Here is a 15,677-nt window from a genome sequence, read left to right as displayed (position 1 = left end):
GTCACGACGACTGCCCTTCAGTGGTACGCGAGAGGTCAGGAACCGCCGTTGATCTTGGCCGCGGGAATCGCGCCGTCGGCGGCCCCCCACTTGTCAAGGGCGGCCTTGTAGGTGCCGTCCTTGATGATCGCGTCCAGCGCTTCCTTGAGCGCGTCACGCAGCTGGGTGTTCTTCTTGTCGACCGCGATGCCGAAGAGGCCGGCGTCCGTCTTGTTGGCGATGGCCTCGAAGTCGTTGCCGCCGCCCGCGGTCTTCGCGATGTACGCGGCGACCGGCGAGTCGTTCAGGTCGGCGACGGCGCCGCCCGCCTTGACGCGGGTCTGGGCCTCGGCGTCGGTCGGGAAGGACTCGTACGTGAGGGCGGGCTTGCCGTCCGCCTTGCACTTCTCGGCCTGGGCCTTGGCGGCCTGCTCGTACGTGGTGCCCCGCTGGACGGCGAGCTTCTTGCCGCACAGGTCGTCCAGGGACTGGATGTTCTCCGGGTTGCCCTTCTTCACCAGGATGCCGGTGGAGGCGGTGAAGTAGTCGACGAAGTCGACACCGGTGCCGGTCTTCTGGCCCTTGTCGTCCAGACCCTCCTGGCGGGCCTTGGTGTCGGTCATCGAGGACATCACGATGTCCGTGCGGCCGGTCGGCAGCGCGGTGAGCAGGGTGTCGAAGGTGCCGCTGGTGAACTCGAAGTTCACGCCGAGCTGCTTGGAGAGCGCCGCGGCGATGTCCGGGTCGACACCGACGATCTTCTCGCCCTCCTTGAACTCCATCGGGGCGTAGGTGGCGTCCGTACCCACCTTGATGACGCCGGCCTTCTGGACGTCGGCGGGCAGCTTCGAGAAGAGCGGAGCGCTGGAGACGGCGCCGGTCTTGCCGCCCTCGGGCGTCGAGCCGCCCTCGGTCTGGTCACCGCACGCGGTCAGCAGCATGGAGCCGGCGACCGCGATGGCGGCGACCGCGGCAAGACGGGAGGTACGGGTCTTGGCGGTCGTACAGCGCGTGGAGCGTGCGGTCATGGTCGGGTTCCTCCGGCGTATGAGGGAGTTGCCATAGGCCGCGCACGCACCTTCGGGTGTCGCGACCTCGTGTGATTACGGGCATCTTGCCATTCGGACTACCTGAATCGGGCGGCTCCGCATGTCAAAATCGGATAACGGGTGACCCCCGAATCACGACAGGCCGGTACATCGGGGCCGGACCTTCTGCGGCTTTACCGTGCCACTACCGGAAAATCTCCGGTCTATCTCGCCATTCGGACGATGCGAAGGCCACGATCCGGTGTACGGCATACCGTGTCCGGACATTCGATGATGCGCCTGCTCCGCGCAAGGTGCCAATGCGGCCGTATGAGTCGCATCACCGCTCCGAATTGGACTCGTCTACGGTGTCTTACGTCCGGTAAGAAGGATCCTTACACCCCTCATCCGGGGCTCAGGGCGCGTTGTGCGGCGCGCCCGCGCGGTTGCCAGACACGGCGACCGCGGGACCCGCCCACCCCTCCTCATCCAGGAGTGGCCACCCTCAAATGAAGAAGACTTAAGGGGTCAACCCAATGGCAGCGGAGATCGTCAATCCTCGCAGCGACAGTGGCACGGAAGGGGCTCAGGAGCCCTTCGATCCGGCCTTCGCGCTGCACCGCGGCGGCAAGATGGCCATCTCGGCCACGGTGCCGCTGCGCGACAAGGACGACCTGTCCCTCGCGTACACGCCCGGCGTCGCCAAGGTGTGCACCGCGATTGCCGAGCAGCCGGAACTGGTCCACGACTACACCTGGAAGTCCCAGGTCGTCGCGGTCGTGACCGACGGTACGGCGGTGCTCGGACTCGGCGACATCGGCCCGGAGGCGTCGCTTCCGGTCATGGAGGGGAAGGCCATCCTCTTCAAGCAGTTCGGCGGCGTGGACGCGGTGCCGATCGCGCTCGCCACCACCGACACCGACGAGATCGTGGAGACCGTCGTCCGGCTCGCCCCCTCCTTCGGGGGAGTGAACCTGGAGGACATCTCGGCGCCGCGGTGCTTCGAGATCGAGCGCAAGCTTCAGGAGCGCCTCGACATCCCCGTCTTCCACGACGACCAGCACGGAACGGCCGTGGTCACCCTCGCCGCGCTCCGCAACGCGGCGAAGCTGACCGGCCGCACCCTCGGTGACCTGCGCGGAGTCATCTCCGGCGCCGGTGCGGCCGGGGTCGCCATCGCCAAGTTCCTCCTCGAGGCGGGGCTCGGTGACGTGGCCGTCGCGGACCGCAAGGGCATCGTCAGCGTGGACCGGGAGGACCTCACCCCGGTCAAGCGCGAGCTCGCGGAGATCACGAACAAGGCGGGCCTCAGCGGCTCCCTCGAGACCGCCCTGGCCGGTGCGGACGTCTTCATCGGCGTCTCCGGCGGTACGGTCCCGGAGGCCGCGGTCGCGTCCATGGCGCCGAACGCGTTCGTGTTCGCCATGGCCAACCCGAACCCCGAGGTCCACCCCGACGTCGCGCACAAGTACGCGGCCGTCGTGGCGACCGGTCGTTCGGACTACCCGAACCAGATCAACAACGTGCTCGCGTTCCCCGGCATCTTCGCGGGCGCCCTCCAGGTCCGGGCCTCCCGGATCACCGAGGGCATGAAGATCGCCGCGGCCAACGCCATCGCGGACGTGGTCGCCGACGAGCTCTCCGCCGACTGCGTGATCCCGTCGCCGTTCGACGAGCGGGTGGCCCCGGCCGTCGCGGCCGCTGTCGCCGCCGCGGCCCGCGCCGAGGGCGTGGCGCGCCGCTGACGCGTCGCGCACCCCGTGGAGGGCCCCGTCCTGGTCTCAGGGCGGGGCCCTTCCGTATGCCCCGGTCGGGAAGCGCGGCGGGACCTTCCGCGTGCCCCGGCCGGGAAGCGCGGCGGGACCTTCCGCGTGCCCCGGTCGGGAAGCGCGGCGGGCCCGTCCCTGTGCCCCTCGCGCTCGGCGCGGCGGGGTCGATCCGCATATCCCTCGACGCCGGCGCGGCAGGGACGTGCGTCACAGCAATGGGCGGTTCCGTCGCGGGCCCGGTGACCCTACGCTCATGGTCATGTTCGCTGCCTACGCCGCCCGAATCGACCGCGACCAGCCGTTGAACGGCCTTGAGCTGGGGGAACGGCCTGAGCCCGAGGTGCGGGCCGGGTGGACCACCGTCACTGTCAGGGCCGCCTCCCTCAACCACCACGACCTGTGGTCGCTGCGCGGTGTGGGGCTGCCCGAGGAGAAGCTGCCGATGATCCTCGGCTGCGACGCCGCCGGCATCGACGAGCACGGCAACGAGGTCGTCCTGCACTCGGTCATCGGCCAGACCGGCCACGGCGTCGGGCCCGACGAGCCGCGCTCCATCCTGACCGAGCGCTACCAGGGCACCTTCGCCGAGCGCGTCACCGTGCCCACCTGGAACGTGCTCCCCAAGCCCAAGGAGCTCTCCTTCGAGGAGGCCGCCTGCCTCCCGACCGCCTGGCTCACCGCGTACCGGATGCTCTTCACCAATGCCGGGGTGCGCCCCGGTGACTCGATCCTCGTGCAGGGCGCGGGCGGCGGTGTCGCCACCGCCGCGATCGCGCTCGGCAAGGCCGCCGGTCTGCGCGTCTTCGCCACCAGTCGCGACGAGGCCAAGCGCAAGCGCGCCGTCGAGCTCGGCGCCGTCGAGGCGTACGAGCCGGGCGCGCGGCTGCCGAAGCGCGTGGACGCGGTCATCGAGACCGTCGGCGCCGCCACCTGGTCGCACTCGGTCAAGTCGCTGCGGCCCGGTGGCACCCTGGTCATCTCCGGTGCGACCAGCGGCGACCGCCCCTCGCACGCCGAGCTGACCCGGATCTTCTTCCTGGAGCTGAAGGTCGTCGGCTCGACCATGGGCTCGAAGGACGAGCTGGAGGACCTGCTGTCGTTCTGCGCGGCCACGGGTGTACGGCCGGTGATCGACGAGGTGCTGCCGCTGGACCGGGCGCGTGAGGGCTTCGAGAAGATGGCCTCGGGCGAGCTCTTCGGGAAGATCGTCCTGACAAACTCTTGATGGATCGTCAGATCTGCTGATGGGATCTCCGGCGCTGCGCCCACACCGTCGTGCCGGAGGTTCCCTTGTTGCGAACGACCCTTGCCGCAGGCGCCGTTGTCGCCGCGCTCCTCGCCCCCACGGCCGCCCGAGCCGACACCGCCATACCCGTCCTCACCGACGAACGCGGCCGCGTACTCACCCTGCGTGGCTGGAACATCGAGGACAAGGCGAACCGCGGCGAGAAGGCCCTCAGCGCCATCACCGAACGGCACTTCCGCGACATGCGCGCCAAGGGCTTCAACTTCGCCCGGCTGCTCGTCTTCTGGGACGACCTGGAACCGCGGCCCGGCCAGTACAGCCAGAGCCATCTGCGGAAGATCGAGCGCATTCTGGACTGGGCGGAGAAGTACGACGTCCATGTCCTCATCGACGCCCACCAGGACGTCTTCGGGCCGGCGTTCGGCCATCGGGGCGTGCCCGCCTGGGCGACCAGGACGGACGGTCTGCCCTTCACCCCGCACCCCGACGACTGGTTCGCCGAGTACTTCGAGCCCGCGGTGCAGCGGGCCTTCACACATCTCTACGGGGACGAGGACCTGTGGCGGGCCCAGGCGCGGATGTGGCGGGTCCTCGCCGACCGCTTCGAGGACCATCCGGCCGTCCTCGGCTACGACCTGATCAACGAGCCGATGGGGGAGCTGCGCGAGGGCGAGGACCTGCCGACGGCCGCCCGGAGGATCGAGCGTGAGCAGCTGACGCCGATGTACAACCGGCTCGCGGACGCGGTCCGTTCGGTGGACCGGGACACCTGGATCTTCGTCGAGCCCACGCCGATCGTCGGCGAGGGCGTGCCGACGGGCCTCGGGAGGATCGACGACCCGAAGGTCGTGTACGCCCCGCACTTCTACAACACCGCCATGGAGGCGGGCGCCGACTACGACCCGGCGGCCGGCTGGATCGAGACGTACGAGCAGGCCGTGACGGAGTACCCCAAGGAGTACAAGGTCCCGGTGGTCGTGGGGGAGTGGGGGCCGCTCAACAACTCCCTGCCGAACATGAACCGCTTCTACCGGGACGCGATGGCCTCCCTCGGCCGGTACGGAAGCGGGTGGGCCGGCTACGTGTGGTGCTACGGCGGCGGGTACTGCGCCGTGGACGGAGCCGGGGCCTTCCGTACGAACAAGGAGGAGACGGCGCAGCCGTACGCGGAGGCGGTCGCGGGCACGGTCCGCTCCTCCGTGTACGAGACCGGGACCGGGGTCTACCGCCTGGAGTACGACTCCGGGCGGCGCGGCTCCCGGGTGACGGAGCTGTCCCTTCCCCCGGGCGCTTGGCGGGTGGCGGCCCACGGGAAGGCGGTCGTGCTCCGCAAGAACGCGGGCCGGGCGTGGGTGGTGGCCGCGCCGGGAGCCCGGGTGACAGTGACCGTCACCCGGGGCTGACTTCGCGCGCGGCCGTCGCGTGGCGGGGTGGCAGCCCCGCCACGGACGGGTCCCGCGCCGGGGCGACGGGCCTGCTTCGCGTCGCCCCGCGCCGGATCAGCGGGCCTGCTTGCCGCTCCGGTGCAGCAGCGCGGTGATGTGCGCCGCCGCCGTGGACAGCTGGCGGCGGGTGTCCGCCAGCTGCGTCGCCGTCACCCCGTGGTCGCGGGCCGCGTCGCGGATGTCGTCGCGGAAGCGGTCCAGGAGCCGGTCCAGATCACGGGCCGGGTCTCCGGTGGCCTCGGCGTCGGCGGCCCACTCCGGGGCCGTGCCGTCGGCGGCCGCCCGGTCGGAGCCGGTCGTGTCCGTCGCGGTGGGTGCGGTCGGCGCGGAAGGCGCAGCAGGCGCGGTCGGATCGGGTGCCGACGCCTTGGGGTGCGTCGTGCCCGAGACCAGGCCGCCCAGCTGGGCCGTGATGTCCGAGATGCCCTCCCAGACGCCCTTCGGCCAGTCACCTCGCGCGAACCGGTCCTGGACCTCGTCCTGGACCTGCTTGGCGATCCGCTGGAACTCCTTGGCCTGGCGGCGCGCGGACTGCGCCTCCGCGCGGGCCTGGCGGGTCTGCTCCCGCCATTCCTGCTTGGCGCGGCGCAGTTCCTCCTTGGCGTCGGCGAACGAGGAGTCCTTGCGCCGGGTCTCGCTCGCCGCCGCGCGCATCTCGCTGCGCAGCTTGCCCGCGGCTCCGCGCACGTCGTCACGGATCTCGGCGGCGAGCTCGGAGACGGACTCGCGGATCTCCAGCTCCAGATCGGCCAGTTCGCCGCCGCGGCCGGCGAGCTCCGCGCGACCCGCGTCGGTGATCGAGTACACCTTGCGGCCGCCCTCGGTGGCGTGCGTGACCAGGCCTTCGGCCTCCAGCTTGGCCAGCCGCGGATAGACCGTGCCGGCAGAGGGGGCGTACAGGCCCTGGAAGCGCTCCTCCAGGAGCCTGATCACCTCGTAGCCGTGGCGGGGAGCCTCGTCGAGAAGCTTGAGGAGATAGAGGCGCAGTCGGCCGTGGGCGAAGACGGGCGGCATGTCACAGCACCTTTCCGGTGGAGGCTGCTTCGAAGTCGTCGGACGCGGCCGCGTCCGGGCGGCGGAGCAGGGCGATCGAGCCGGAGACCGTCGTCGCCTTGAGCGTGCCGCGGCCGGCCCCGAGGGTGCCGGTGATGCTCTTGGTGCCCCACTGTCCGGCGACGCGCAGGTCGTCGAAGGCGTTGGAGACGGAGCCGCTCGTCGTGTTCGCCTCGACGCGGGCATCCGCCGGGTGCGGGAGCCGGATGGCGACCTCGCCGGAGACGCTGTTGAGCCGGATGTCGGCGGGCGGGCCGTCCAGCTCGGTGGCGTCGAGGTCGATCACCATGTCGCCGCTGAGGGTGTCGGCCTTCACGGAGCCCGCGGCCTCGATGACCGTCACGTCGCCGGTCACGGAGTTCACGCGCAGTGCGCCGGTGACGGACTGGGCCTCCAGGCTGCCGGAGACGCTCTCGGCGTGGACCGGACCGGAGAGCCCGACGAGCGTGGTGTCGCCCGTGACGCCCCGGACGTCCGTACGCCCCTTGATGCCGGAGATCACCGCGCCGGCGCCGATCACGCCCACCTCGACGTCCGCGCTGGCCGGGACGGCCACGGAGACCACGGCATGGCGGCGGTGTCCCACGCGGTCGAGCCATTTGAGGACGCCCTTCCAGTGCAGGTCCTCATAGGTGACCGTCAGCGTCGATCCCTCCTGGGTCACGACCAGCGGCGGGCCTTCGATGGAGGAGACCTCCAGGCGGGCGGTCGGCTCGTCGGTGCCCACGACATTCACCGTGCCGCCGACGATGCGCACCCGGAGTCGCGTCACGGGGTCGGTCAGCGTGAGTTTCGTCGGCTCGGCCACGGACCACTCTGTCATCGTGCTGACCTCCCGCATCGGGGACGCAACATATCGCGTCTCTTGGTGAACACGATATATCGCGGTGCCGGGAAGTCAACCCCGTTCCTCGGTGGTTCGTGAGGGCATTCGCCCTCGTACATGGACAAATTGACCTAGCGTAGGGCCATGAACGCGACATCCGGACCGCGCCCCGTCGGGGCGCTGCTGCTCTGCCGCGCCGAGCCCGCGGCCGTCCGTCCGCCGGCCCAGCTGCTGCGGGAGCAGCTGCTCCTCGCCCCGGCCGGAACGGACTGGAGCGTCATCGTCCCGGAGGGGAAGCCCTGGCTCCACGGCGGCGAACCCGTCGAACGGGTCGTCACCGGCTGGGCCACGGCGCTGGCCGTCTCCGCCGCCACCTGGCCCGTCCTCGCGCTCTGGTGGGACGCGGACCGGGCCGGCTACACCCTCGCCGCCGGATTCCGCCGCACCGTCGGCTACACCTGGCTCGCGGACGGCACCCCCGTCGGCGAGGACGAGGCCATGCGCACGTTCGCGGCCCGTCTCGCCCTCGACCCCGTCCTGGACGTCCAGGCCCTGGAGCCGCTCACCGAATCCGACAAGGAGGCCGACGCCCACTCCAGGCTCATCGGCCTGACGGCGATCCTCACCCGTACCGGCCTCGCTCTGCCCGCCGGGCTCAACCCCGGCGAGAGCGCCGACCGGCTCCGCTCGGTGGCCCTGGCCCAGGGCGCCGAACAGCTCGAATGGCACGGCTGGCGCGATGCCGTACGCGCCGAACTCGACGCCGTGGAGGGGGGCCGGCTCGGCCCGTACATGCGCGGCCCCAAGGCCCGGCTGCTGTGCGCGGTCCAGCTCGGGGCGGGGGTGCCTCTGCTCGCCTGGGGCATCGGCCGCCGCAGCGGCGGCTGGGCGGCAGCCGGGGCACTGCTCGTCGCGCACGGGGCGCTGGGCCTGGTCTACGACCGCCTGCGCGGTCAGTGACCCCTGACGGACTCCTCACCCACCCGGCGCCCGCCCCCCTGGGTCACTCGTCCTCGTCCTCGTCGTCCAGACGGGCCAGCCAGGTCGCGAGGCGCTCGACCGGCACCTCGAAGTCGGGGTTGAGATCGACGAACGTCCGCAGCTGCTCGGCGAGCCACTCGAAGGTGACCTCCTCCTCGCCGCGCCTTTTGTCCAGTTCCTCGATGCCACGGTCAGTGAAGTACATGCGTTCAGGATAGGCCGTGGGTCTGACGGACCCCTCGCGCTTGTCGGTGCCAGGGACTAGCCTTCTTCATCATCGTTTCGGGGAGCGGGGGGCCGCTGTGACGCATGGGATCGCGCGAATTCGACTGGACGACGGAACGCCGGTGTGGGCCAGGATCAGCGAACCGGCCGAACTGGAACGGGGCGGCGGCTTCCAGGACACCGGCATCGGCGACCGGGTGGTCTCCATGGCCGGCGGACTCACCGATGTCGTCCGCGGAGTCGTCGGCTCGCTGCGGGCCGGACTCTCCCCGCAGGCGCCGGTCGAGGTCGCCGTCACCTTCGGTATCGAACTGTCCGCGCAGGCGGGCAAGGTGATCAGCGTCCTGGCCGAGGGCGGCGGCACGGCCTCGATCTCGGTCTCCCTGACCTGGACCGAACCCGGCCCGACACCTGCCCCGGACCCGGACGCCCCGGACCCGGCACACGCGCCCGCTCCGGCACGCGTTCCCGGACCCGCGCCTGCGCCCGACACCGGGCCGCACCACCGCCCGGCGGCCGATGGCGCCGTATGAGCGCCTTCGAATCCCTCGTGCGCCCCGCACTGGTACGTATCGCGGCTCCCGGGGACGGGTATGACCCGCACGGCGACCGGTACTGGGGCACCGGCTTCTTCATCGCCCCCGGCTGGGTGCTGACCTGCGCCCATGTCGTGGCCAAGGGGGGAAGCGCGGTGTGGAGAGGCGAGCGGGCCGTCGGCATCGTCTGGGACGGCGGCGTGACGACCGGCGAGGTCGCCCTGGCGAGTCCGCGCCCCGCCGTGCCCGAACAGGAGCTCGACGGCTGGGACTTCCCGGACCTCGCGCTCGTCCGCGTCCCCGACGTCCAGGACGTGAGCTGCGTACGGCTCAGCGAGCGGATGCCCGTGATCGCCGAGCCGATCCAGGTCAGTCTGCACGGCTGGTCCCGGGAGACCGGCCGGCTGGGGATCCGTGACGCCGTCGGCGAGATCCACGGCGTCGACGGCGAGGCGCTCCTGCTGCGGGGGACGCAGCCGGTGAAGGGGCTCTCCGGCGGACCTGTCGTCGACCTCAACCGCGCGGCCGTCATCGGGCTCAACAAGGGACGTGGCACGCACGAGGGCGCCGCCGTCCCCATCACCTCGCTGAGGCAGCTCTACCGCGCGCGGGGCGGCCGGCTGCTCTCCGACGTCATCCGGGAGCACGACCGGCACCACCTCGCGCGCTACCGCTCGGTCTCCACCGAATCCGACTGGACCAGGGCGCAGATCAGGCACCGGCCCCCCACCACCCAGGGCCTCGACCCCGGAGGCCGCATCCATCTGTACGGTCGGCTCGCCGAACTGCCCCCGCCCGCCGGGCCGGGTGATGTGCTGCACCTCGTCGACGAGGTCAGGGAGCTGACGGTGGGGCAGAACGTCCGGCCCCTGCTGGAGGACGCACCGCACACCTGGCGCGAGGGCGTCGGACTGCTCCAGGAACTCCATGAACCGAACCAGGAGTCGGCCTCCGACCTCAGTCCGAACGCCGTGCTCGTGTACGCCGCCACGGTCGCCCGGCACATCAGGGAGCGGTACGGCGACAGCGCGGCGGTCCAGAGCCTGGGCTCATGGGTCACCGACGCCGCGGCCGGGACGCCGCTCGTCATCCGGCAGACGATCGCGGGGCTGCTCGGCCATGGCCGACGCGGCGGATCGCAGGGGGTCCGGGAGACCGGTTCTCGGGCCGACGTCCTGATCGAGATCGACACCCCGCCCTATGGGAAGCGGTTCCCCTGGCGGGTGAAGCTGCTCTTCGGCGGACACACGATCAGGCCGGTGGACGGGAACGACGAGGGAGTCGAGCGGGAAAAGCTGTACGAGACCCTGCGGCAGCCGCTCGCCGAGGCGCTGGCCCAGGGTGACTGTGGCGAGCATCTGGCCGCCGTCGAGGCCCAGTTGCCGCGCGAGCTGTTCGACGAACCCCTCGACACCTGGCGGCTCTCGCCCGACGACGAGCTCTTCGACGAACGCTCGCTGCCCCTCGGTCAGCGCCGGATCGTCGTCATCCGGGACAGGGCCCGCAATACGCGGGCGCCGGCGCCCGAATGGCACAAGCGATGGCGGATGGCGGGGCTCGGGCCCCTCAAGGCGGTTCCGCTGCGCGCCGAAACGCTCGGCGCGGGGCGGAACGCGCACACGGCGCGCATCCGCCGGGAGACCTCTCGGCAGGCGTGGGTACGTCTCTCCGAGGCCGAGGACGGCTCCGTGCCCGTGTTCTGCGGTCAGGTGGGAAGCGGCGAAGGCCTCAAGGCGATGGCCGCGGCACTCGCCGCCGGTCACCCGATCGCCCTGTGGCGGAGCGGTGCCCATGACCACGAGGACTGCGTCGAGTTCCATGAGCGGGCCCGCCGGCTGCTCGCGGAGGTGGCCGGGGCCGGCGGGCTGCACGCGCCGGTTCTCTCGCTCCGGAAGCGCGTGGCCGCCGACGCCGACACCGACGCGTACGCCGACTTCGATGCGTACGACGACTTCGATTCGGACCCGGACATGAACGCGGCGGCGAACGGCGCGGGCGCCGGCACAGGGACGGACGACGACCCGGGCGCCCACGCCGGTGACGACCCGCCGACGCGTTCCGAGCACGCCTGGGCGTCGACTCTCGCGGTTCTGTTCGACCCGCCCGACCGGCCCCCGCACGAAGATCCGCTCCAGGGTCCCCCGATGCTCGGCGAGGAGAGCTGGTGACCCCCCGAACACCGGGACAAATCGACCGGAATTCGAGTCGGCGGCGCCTGTGGACGGGCGGTACTTTCGACGCGCCGGGCCACGACACCACAGCCAGGAGGAGTTCATCGTGAACGATTGGCGGATCTACCGTGGTGCCGGCCACCCGCATGACGAGATACGGCGGTTGCCCGCCCCGCCGCCCTGGCGGGACTTCTCGACCGGAGGGTCCGACGACACGCTCGCCGGCCGTGACCGGCGGCTCGGCGTGCGCCGTCGCCTGGTCCAGAACCACCACCCCAGGCCCGCCGAGACCGACGCCGTCAACGCGGCCCTCTATCTGCGCCGGCCGCTCCTGGTCACCGGCAACCCCGGCACGGGCAAGTCCACCCTGGCCCATGCCGTCGCCCACGAGCTGGGCCTCGGCCGTGTGCTGCGCTGGCCGATCGTCAGCCGGTCCACCCTCCAGGACGGGCTGTACCGCTACGACGCCATCGGCCGGCTCCAGGACGTCCAACTGGAGCGCGCCCAGGCCGGATCGACCGTGCCCGCCGCGACCCCGGCCGGTATCGGCTCGTACATCCGGCTCGGGCCGCTCGGCACCGCGCTCCTCCCCTCCGCGCAGCCCCGCGTCCTGCTCATCGACGAGCTCGACAAGAGCGACCTGGATCTGCCGAACGACCTGCTGAACGCCCTGGAGGAGGGCGAGTTCGCCATCCCCGAGCTGGAGCGGCTGGCCGACCGGGAGCCGGTGGTCGAGGTCCTCGACGACGACGGCCGCAAGGTGCCCGTCCAGGGCGGGCGCATCCGCTGCTCGACCTTCCCGTTCATCGTCCTCACCTCCAACGGTGAACGGGACTTCCCCGCCGCCCTGTTGCGCCGCTGCATCCGCCTGGAGCTGGAGCCGCCGGGCGAGGAACAGCTGGGCGCCATGATCGAGGCCCACCTCGGGCCGGACGCCGCCGCAGGAGAGGAGGGCCTGGTCAGCCGCTTCCTGAACCGCGATCCGGGCGAGGTCATCGCCACCGACCAGCTCCTGAACGCGATCTACCTGACCCAGCACGCCCCGCGCACCGAGCGTGTGACCCGGGAACGCATCGCGGACATGCTCATGCAGCCGCTCGATCAGCCGAGGTGATGGCCGGATGCACCGGATGCATCTGGAAGAGCTCACCCGCCGACTGCGGGCGGGCGGCCACGAGCCGACCGCCGAGGAAGTCGCGGACGCCGTCTGGCTCGCCCAGTGGCTGCCGACTGCTTCCCCGGATCCGGAGGGCCCCGCAACGGACCGGTCCGGGGACCCGTCGGGGGACCGGTTACGCCCCGAGGAGCAGGCCGAGGGGCGAAATCCAGCCACCGACGGCGATGAGGCCGGTGCCCGTAATCCTCCCGGTACGGGCATCGGTGACGAGGGGGACCGAGAGCCCGGCACAGGAACCGGCGCCGACGGCGGAACGCGGCCCGTCCGCGCCTCCGACACCGTCGGCCTCTCGCTGCACACCCGTCACCTGGACTCCCGCGACCGCCGGGCGTTCCTCCAACGTACGGACCGGAGCAGGAACCTGCCCGTCCGCGCGCCAGGCGCCAACGCCCTGCCCGGACTCCTCGGACTCCAGAAGGCACTCCGCCCGCTACGGCACTACGCGCACTTCCCGCTCCGCCCCGGCGAAGGCCTCCTCGACGAGGAGGCAACGGCCGAACGCAGCGCCGCCGCAGGCATGCTCACCCCCGTCCTGCGCCCCGCCGCCGGCCGCCGCCCCGACATCCAGCTCATCATGGACACCGGCCCCGCGATGGTCGTCTGGACCCGGATGGTGGAGGAGCTGCGCCAGGCCTGCCAGCAGTCCGGTGCTTTCCGCGACGTCAGGGTCCACCGGCTGTACGACACGGGTGAGGGCCCACCGCGGGTCACCACCACCTCGGGGTCCGACGGGCGCCCCCGGCTGCGCCCGGGCGACCAGCTCCACGACCCCACCGGCCGCCGGCTCACCCTGATCGTCAGCGACTGCGTCGGCCCGCTCTGGCAACGCGGCGTCGCGCAGCGGCTCATCCACCAGTGGCCCCGGCAGTCCCCGCTCGCACTCGTCCAGCCGCTGCCCCCGAGGCTCTGGCCGCGCACCGCCCTGTCCGTCGAGCCGGGCCTGCTGCTGCGTCCCTCGGCCCCCGGCGGACACACCGGGTTCCAGCCCGACGAGGAGTCCTGGGAGCCGGTCGCCGCCGACACGCGCGCGGTCCCCGTGCTCACGCCCACGCCCGAGGCGTTCGCCTCCTGGGCGCGGCTCCACGCCGGCCACGGCTCCGGTGCGATCCGGGGCTGGGCTGCCAGGATCGCCCCCGAGGTGCTGCTGGCGGCCGCGCCCGACGCCGGGCCCGGGCGGGCCCGTGTCCCGCGCAGCGACGAGGAACTGCTGCGCGCCTTCACGGCCGGTGCCTCGCCCGGCGCCGTGCGGCTCGCCGTCCATCTGGCGGCCGCCCCGCTCGCCCTTCCCGTCATGCAGCTCGTGCAGCGCGCGATGCTGCCCGACACCGGCCCCATGGAACTCGCGGAGGTCCTGCTCAGCGGTCTGCTGCGGCAACTGCCAGGCCCTTCCCCCTATCCGTGCTTCAGCTATCCGCCCGGCGTCCAGCAGCACCTCCTCGGCTCCCTGGACCGCAGCGCCGCAGCGCTCGTGCTCAAGCACTGCTCCGAGTACGTGGAGCGCAATTTCGGCCTGGGGATGCGGAACTTCCCGGCGCTCGCGGCGGCCGGACTGGCCGGCCGGCCCACCGACGACCCGGCTGCCGTGCCCGGCACGGTGGAGGAGACCGACGAACCCACCGGCCCGGTGGGCACGGAGCCCGAACTCTTCGCCCGAATCCCCGCGCGCGTGCTCCGCTTCTACCACCCCGACCTGATCACCCCCGACCCGCTCGCCGCGGCGCGACGGCTGCTCGAGCAGTGGCGCAGCCAGTCCGACCCCTCGCTGCTGATCCGGGCCCGCCAACAGGCCGAGGCCGCACTGCCGGACCACCCCGTGGAGGCCGGGATCCTGCTCGGGCGGGTGCTGTACGCGGAGTCCGGCACCGCCGCCGTCCAGGGCACCGAAACCCGTCACGAACTGCTCACCCGCGCGCTGACCGAACTGGAACGGGCCGCGGAACTCGCCGATCAGGGAGGTGCGCAGTGGGCCGAGGCCCGGCTCGAACAGGCCGTGGCCCACCACGGGTTGTGGCGCCACACCGCCGACGCCCGGCATCTGGACGAGGCCCTCGCCGCGCTGACGGGGGACGTGCCGGACTGGCCCGAGGCCCACCACCACACCCTCCACCTGCGTCGCGGACGGCTGCTCCTCGCGCGCGGCGACGGACCGGCGGCGGCGACGGAGCTCACCACGGCGCTCACCCTTCGGGAGAGTGTCGCGGCGCTCCTCGACCTGGCCGACGCCCTGCACCTGGCCGGCACCGCCCCGGCCGAGGTCCTGCCCGTCCTGGACCGGGCGGGGGAGCTGCTCGACGACCGCGTCGCCCTGCGGTTGCGCTGGGCGACGGCGCGCGCCCGGCTGCACGACACGGCGGGCGACGGGCCGGCCGCCGACACCGCGTACGAGGAGGCCAGCCTGCTCGCCTCCGCCGACAGTGGACAGCGTGGCCGGACCCTGATGGCCTGGGGCGAGTCCCTGATGCGCCGCGCCGCGACCACCCCCGGCCAGGCCGCCGTGGACCGCGCCGAGGGCGTCCTGCGCGAGGCCCTCACCAGCCTCCCGGCCGGCGCCCCGGAGCGCTCCCGCGCCGGCATCCTCATCGGCACTGTGCTGGCCCTCCGCTTCCACCGCGCCGGATTCCTCCCCGACCTCTTCGAGAGCCGCCACCTCCTGGAACAGGCCGCGCGCACGACGCGCGACATCGGACTGCGATCCGAGGTGTGGCTGCAACTGGGGCGGGTGAGACTGGAGTTGAGCGAAACGGCCCGGGACGGCGTTCTGGGCGACGCGCTCACGGCGTACGAACGTTCCTGGGAGGACGCCCGCTCGGCCCACGGAGACACCCCGGGCACGGTCACCGGCGCCCGCGCCCTGCACGCCCAGGGGGCCGTCCTGTTCCTGATGGGCCGCAGGGGGCGTGCCGAGACGGCGTTGCGAACGGCCGCCGAGCAGTGGCGGCGCCTCGACGCCGCGGTCGTGGAGGTGGACTGGCAGGACGTGGACGGGACCAGGGCGCTGCTCGCGGAGGTGCGCGGGACTCAGAACCCGCACCGCGCACCGCTCTCCGTCGAGGACCGGCACAGGATCTCGCCGCCGTGGTGGGCGTGGCGCGAGGTGGCCGAGTAGGCGGCTGTCTGACGGGCGATACGGAGAACGGCTGGATAACGGGGGCGTGAATGGGCGCAGTTGAGTCGAACGGGTTTCCGTCTTCCTGGCGTCGGGAAGAACCGCTCCGCCGCTACGACCGTGGGGGACAGACGT

12 protein-coding genes are annotated in these 15,677 nt (G+C 72.2%); 8 read left to right on the top strand and 4 right to left on the bottom strand.

Going from position 1 to position 15,677, the window contains the following annotated elements:
• Positions 1–35: 35 nt before the first annotated feature.
• Positions 36–1,007, bottom strand: coding sequence for an ABC transporter substrate-binding protein (locus tag ACZ561_RS33835; protein WP_471002563.1), 972 nt, complete (start codon positions 1,005–1,007; stop codon positions 36–38).
• 536 nt (positions 1,008–1,543) lie between these two features.
• Between ACZ561_RS33835 and ACZ561_RS33830 the strand changes: the two genes are divergently transcribed.
• The 3 genes from ACZ561_RS33830 to ACZ561_RS33820 all read left to right on the top strand — a co-directional run bounded on the left by ACZ561_RS33830 (position 1,544) and on the right by ACZ561_RS33820 (position 5,425).
• The gene (locus ACZ561_RS33830; RefSeq protein WP_376441747.1) at positions 1,544–2,752 is read left to right on the top strand and encodes an NAD(P)-dependent malic enzyme; all 1,209 of its coding nucleotides are present in this window, start codon (positions 1,544–1,546) and stop codon (positions 2,750–2,752) included.
• Between the two features lie 283 nt (positions 2,753–3,035).
• A complete protein-coding gene (locus tag ACZ561_RS33825) occupies positions 3,036–4,001 on the top strand; it encodes a zinc-binding dehydrogenase (protein WP_471002560.1) in 966 nt (321 codons plus the stop codon).
• Between the two features lie 65 nt (positions 4,002–4,066).
• Positions 4,067–5,425 carry a cellulase family glycosylhydrolase gene (locus ACZ561_RS33820; RefSeq protein ID WP_471002557.1) on the top strand — a complete coding sequence of 453 codons (1,359 nt, stop codon included), beginning with the start codon at positions 4,067–4,069 and terminating at the stop codon, positions 5,423–5,425.
• A gap of 96 nt (positions 5,426–5,521) precedes the next feature.
• Here the strand turns inward: ACZ561_RS33820 and ACZ561_RS33815 are convergent, their stop codons facing one another.
• Both ACZ561_RS33815 and ACZ561_RS33810 read right to left on the bottom strand, forming a co-directional pair.
• On the bottom strand, positions 5,522–6,481 hold the full coding sequence (locus tag ACZ561_RS33815) for a PadR family transcriptional regulator (RefSeq protein WP_471002554.1): 960 nt from the start codon (positions 6,479–6,481) through the stop codon (positions 5,522–5,524).
• Position 6,482: 1 nt separating this feature from the next.
• A complete protein-coding gene (locus ACZ561_RS33810) occupies positions 6,483–7,343 on the bottom strand; it encodes a DUF4097 family beta strand repeat-containing protein (protein ID WP_471002551.1) in 861 nt (286 codons plus the stop codon).
• A gap of 147 nt (positions 7,344–7,490) precedes the next feature.
• On the opposite strand from ACZ561_RS33810, the gene ACZ561_RS33805 reads away from it, so the two are divergent.
• Positions 7,491–8,306 (top strand): hypothetical protein, encoded by an 816-nt coding sequence (locus ACZ561_RS33805; RefSeq protein ID WP_471002548.1) that lies wholly within the window; start codon positions 7,491–7,493, stop codon positions 8,304–8,306.
• 43 nt (positions 8,307–8,349) lie between these two features.
• Here the strand turns inward: ACZ561_RS33805 and ACZ561_RS33800 are convergent, their stop codons facing one another.
• Positions 8,350–8,532, bottom strand: coding sequence for a DUF6104 family protein (locus ACZ561_RS33800; RefSeq protein WP_376441763.1), 183 nt, complete (start codon positions 8,530–8,532; stop codon positions 8,350–8,352).
• Between the two features lie 97 nt (positions 8,533–8,629).
• Here ACZ561_RS33800 and ACZ561_RS33795 point away from each other — a divergent pair, with 97 nt between their 5' ends.
• The 4 genes from ACZ561_RS33795 (at position 8,630) to ACZ561_RS33780 (ending at position 15,542) form a co-directional block, all read left to right on the top strand.
• The gene (locus tag ACZ561_RS33795; RefSeq protein WP_471002545.1) at positions 8,630–9,085 is read left to right on the top strand and encodes a CU044_2847 family protein; all 456 of its coding nucleotides are present in this window, start codon (positions 8,630–8,632) and stop codon (positions 9,083–9,085) included.
• Complete coding sequence (locus ACZ561_RS33790) at positions 9,082–11,256, top strand: VMAP-C domain-containing protein (RefSeq protein ID WP_471002542.1); 2,175 nt, start codon at positions 9,082–9,084, stop codon at positions 11,254–11,256. The genes ACZ561_RS33795 and ACZ561_RS33790 overlap by 4 nt, the downstream gene beginning before the upstream one ends.
• Positions 11,257–11,365: 109 nt before the next feature.
• Complete coding sequence (locus tag ACZ561_RS33785) at positions 11,366–12,373, top strand: AAA family ATPase (RefSeq protein ID WP_376441772.1); 1,008 nt, start codon at positions 11,366–11,368, stop codon at positions 12,371–12,373.
• A gap of 7 nt (positions 12,374–12,380) precedes the next feature.
• On the top strand, positions 12,381–15,542 hold the full coding sequence (locus ACZ561_RS33780) for an SAV_2336 N-terminal domain-related protein (RefSeq protein ID WP_471002539.1): 3,162 nt from the start codon (positions 12,381–12,383) through the stop codon (positions 15,540–15,542).
• Positions 15,543–15,677 lie beyond the last annotated feature (135 nt).

The sequence above is a fragment of the Streptomyces sp. NPDC039609 genome (assembly GCF_055596705.1).
The sequence above is the reverse complement of the archived record's forward strand: the minus strand, read 5'-3'. Positions and strand labels throughout refer to the sequence as shown.

Bases quoted from the DNA above. Each gene is read 5' to 3' on its own strand.
- ACZ561_RS33835 (WP_471002563.1), bottom strand. From the start codon at position 1,007: ATGACCGCACGCTCCACGCGCTGTACGACCGCCAAGACCCGTACCTCC.
- ACZ561_RS33830 (WP_376441747.1), top strand. From the start codon at position 1,544: ATGGCAGCGGAGATCGTCAATCCTCGCAGCGACAGTGGCACGGAAGGG.
- ACZ561_RS33825 (WP_471002560.1), top strand. From the start codon at position 3,036: ATGTTCGCTGCCTACGCCGCCCGAATCGACCGCGACCAGCCGTTGAAC.
- ACZ561_RS33815 (WP_471002554.1), bottom strand. From the start codon at position 6,481: ATGCCGCCCGTCTTCGCCCACGGCCGACTGCGCCTCTATCTCCTCAAG.
- ACZ561_RS33810 (WP_471002551.1), bottom strand. From the start codon at position 7,343: ATGACAGAGTGGTCCGTGGCCGAGCCGACGAAACTCACGCTGACCGAC.
- ACZ561_RS33805 (WP_471002548.1), top strand. From the start codon at position 7,491: ATGAACGCGACATCCGGACCGCGCCCCGTCGGGGCGCTGCTGCTCTGC.
- ACZ561_RS33800 (WP_376441763.1), bottom strand. From the start codon at position 8,532: ATGTACTTCACTGACCGTGGCATCGAGGAACTGGACAAAAGGCGCGGC.
- ACZ561_RS33790 (WP_471002542.1), top strand. From the start codon at position 9,082: ATGAGCGCCTTCGAATCCCTCGTGCGCCCCGCACTGGTACGTATCGCG.
- ACZ561_RS33780 (WP_471002539.1), top strand. From the start codon at position 12,381: ATGCACCGGATGCATCTGGAAGAGCTCACCCGCCGACTGCGGGCGGGC.